This window comes from Tabrizicola sp. (genome assembly GCF_031377265.1).
GTDB lineage: Bacteria > Pseudomonadota > Alphaproteobacteria > Rhodobacterales > Rhodobacteraceae > JAUYQR01.
The window spans coordinates 1-2820 of record NZ_JANMET010000021.1; the positions used below are offsets into that span (position 1 = coordinate 1).

The window sequence follows — 2820 nt, forward strand, 5'->3', positions numbered from 1 at the left end:
CCTTATCGCCATGGCCGGGTGCGGGCTCGCCCTCCCAATAGGCCGCCAGCATGATGAACTCGCCGCGCTCTTGCAGTGCCGCCTGGGCCGCAGGCTCCAGCACCACGCGCACCGTCACGGTCTGCGCGCCGCCCGCCACCGATTCGGCCGTGGCCCCAAAGGCGGTCAGCAGTATGGCGGCAAGACCAAGGGCAGTGCGGGTCACGTGCAACATCAAGGGATATCCATTCTTGGCTAAGGCAAGCGCCAAGCTGCGCCACCGTACCGCGCACCGTCAAGGCAAACGCTGACCTTAAGGCTCGGCCCACATCCGCAACAGGTTGGACCGGGTCTTGGCCAGCCGGTCGAACAACGGGCTTTTGCCTTCGGCGGCGAACACCGCTTCCACCGATTGGTCCAGATCGAACAGCATTTCGCGCTGCTGCCCGTCCCGGATCAGGCTTTGCACCCAGCCCACCACCGCCAGCCGCTCGCCACGCGTCACTTCCTCCACCCGGTGCAGCGTGGTGGACGGGTACAGGATAAGATCCCCCGCCTTCAGCTTGATCGACCGCGCCTCCAGCATGTCCTCGATGATCAGTGCGCCGCCGTCATAGCTTTCGGGATCGGCCAGAAACAGCGTGAACGACAGGTCGGTCCGCAGCCCCTGCATCATCGCATCGTCGACATGCAGCCCATAGGTCTGCCCGACGCGGTAACGCGACAGGATCAGCGGCGTCATCGCCTTGGGCCGCGCTGCTGACCGGAACACCGGATTTTCCCGCAAGGCCCGCTCAACCCGCGCCAGTATCGCGTCGCGCGCAGGCGTGGCCGCTGCCTGATCGTTCGCCTTCACTTCGCGCGCGAACTTTCCTGCCGTCTTGCGGCCATCGTCAAAGTCCAGCCCGCGCGCCGCCTCGGCCAGAACCTTGGCTTCGGCGGCGACCAGAACGCTGTCGATGACCAGCATCATTTCACTTTGAACGCCGCAAGCTCGATCTTCGCCGCCGCCGCCGCAAAGTACCCAGCGTCCCCCTCGATAGGCCCGGTCGGCAGCACCGCAGGCAGGGCAGGGGACAGCTCGTCCAATGCGGCCAGCGTCGCGTCAGCGGCAGCTTTGATCACCGGATCGGCGGATGCCGACAGAACCGTGGCCCGGTCCCGTGCGGCCTGCACAAAGCCCCAGGCATCCTGGTATTCATGCAACTCGACCAACGCGCCGTCTTTCACGCCCTCACCCCATTCATCGCCGGCCTTACGGATCAGATGTACGATGGCGGTGAAATCATCCTTCGGGTCTGCGGCCACGGCAGCCTCCCTCGCCACGCCGATCTGCGCCACGATATTGGCATACATTGCGTTCAGCGCCTCGTCGGGGGCACCGTTTGCGGCGGCTTCGACCAGCTGATCCAGTTGCACCTCGAACTGTGGCGGCCCGAACTCGGTCAGCATGCCCTCGATCGCCTCGTAAACCTCGGCTTTGGGGTGGCCCATGTGGGCCAGGCCGTTTTCCTTCTCGCCGTTCTGCCACAGCGCAAAGCCCGATGCCAGATGCCCCTCGATCTGCAGCAGCCCGGCCAGGAAATCCACCGTCGCATCGCCAGAAGCAACGCTGCCTGCCTCGCCACCTTCACCGCCCTCGGTCACTGCCGGCGCACCCGCTTCTCCGGCTTCGCCGCCGGTGGCATCCGCCAGCCAGACCCGTTCCTGCGCCGGGTTCACTGGCGCCGTAACCCCATGCGCGCCAGCACTGCCGGCAAAGGATAGTGCCGCCCCGGCAAGGGCAAGGCTGCCCCACAAACGGGGCGTAACGGGGCGATGTGTCGACATGGGATTGCGTCCTTATCTCGTTGGATTGTGCAAGGCTTAGGCCGTGAGAACAGCCGTGTCAATAAAGGTGACAAAAAAACTCGCCTTATCCGAACCCCAACCACGGTTGCGCCAAACGCGCCAAACGGCTATTGCGGATCAGCCCCATCTCACCCCCGTCACCGAAAGATCCTGCATGATTTTCCGTCACCACCTCGCCGGCCTAGTGTCGCTCATGCTGCTTGGGGCCTGCGGGGCCAGCGATCTGGCCGACCCGCCGGTGCCGCTTGGCAACTTTGCCCTTGGCCTGAACATCGTGGTCGCCGACAAGGTCGAAATGGTGCCGATTTCGCGCAAGGCGACGCCGGAGGAATGGGTGGCCACGATGAAGCAAGCGGTCGATGACCGCTTTGGCCGCTATGAGGGCAGCAAGCTTTATAACATCGGCATTTCGGTTGACGGCTACGCACTGGCGCCCCCCGGCATTCCGGTGGTTGCGGCCCCGAAATCCATTCTGGTGATAACGGCCAATATCTGGGACGACGCTGCGCAGAAAAAGCTCAACGCCGAAGGCAAGCAGTTCACCGTGTTCGAAAGCCTGTCCGGCGATACCGTCATTGGCACCGGCCTGACCCGCACCCGCCAGCAGCAAATGGATGCGCTGGCCTACAACGCGGTCAAGAAGGTGGAGCTTTGGCTTCTGGAAAACCCCGAATGGATCGGCCTGCCGCCGCCTGCCACCACGCCGCCCGCACCGGACATGTCCGTCAAGTAGTGGCACCCCGGTCCTGTCCGCCAAGTCAGGCTTGAATTTCCCTGATCGCCGCGCTAATCCGCCGCGCGTGACAGCAAAGGGCCTGTGGGCCCCTTCAGGACAAGGGCAGATATCGGATGGCAAAGGCAAAGTTTGAACGGAACAAACCGCACGTCAACATTGGCACGATTGGCCACGTTGACCACGGCAAGACGACGCTGACCGCAGCGATCACCAAGTATTTTGGCGAATTCCGCGCCTATGACCAGATCGACGGC

Annotated in this window: 5 protein-coding genes; 2 read left to right on the top strand and 3 right to left on the bottom strand. The window is 63.8% G+C overall.

Annotated features, from left to right (window positions below; genetic code table 11):
* From RMO18_RS01320 to RMO18_RS01330, 3 genes are all read right to left on the bottom strand, one after another.
* Positions 1-205, bottom strand: a 205-nt coding sequence (locus RMO18_RS01320; protein ID WP_309663432.1) for a hypothetical protein, incomplete at its 3' end; no start/stop codon positions are given.
* 87 nt (positions 206-292) lie between these two features.
* Positions 293-949, bottom strand: a complete 657-nt coding sequence (locus RMO18_RS01325; RefSeq protein WP_309663434.1) for a Fe2+-dependent dioxygenase — start codon at positions 947-949, stop codon at positions 293-295.
* Positions 949-1809 carry a hypothetical protein gene (locus RMO18_RS01330; protein WP_309663436.1) on the bottom strand — a complete coding sequence of 287 codons (861 nt, stop codon included), beginning with the start codon at positions 1807-1809 and terminating at the stop codon, positions 949-951. Before RMO18_RS01330 ends, RMO18_RS01325 begins: the two co-directional genes overlap by 1 nt.
* A 175-nt stretch (positions 1810-1984) precedes the next feature.
* Here RMO18_RS01330 and RMO18_RS01335 point away from each other — a divergent pair, with 175 nt between their 5' ends.
* Together RMO18_RS01335 and RMO18_RS01340 are read left to right on the top strand one after the other, a co-directional pair.
* Positions 1985-2563 carry a hypothetical protein gene (locus tag RMO18_RS01335; RefSeq protein WP_309663438.1) on the top strand — a complete coding sequence of 193 codons (579 nt, stop codon included), beginning with the start codon at positions 1985-1987 and terminating at the stop codon, positions 2561-2563.
* 116 nt (positions 2564-2679) lie between these two features.
* Positions 2680-2820 (top strand): GTP-binding protein (locus RMO18_RS01340; RefSeq protein WP_277822126.1); only part of this gene is annotated, 141 nt, incomplete at its 3' end.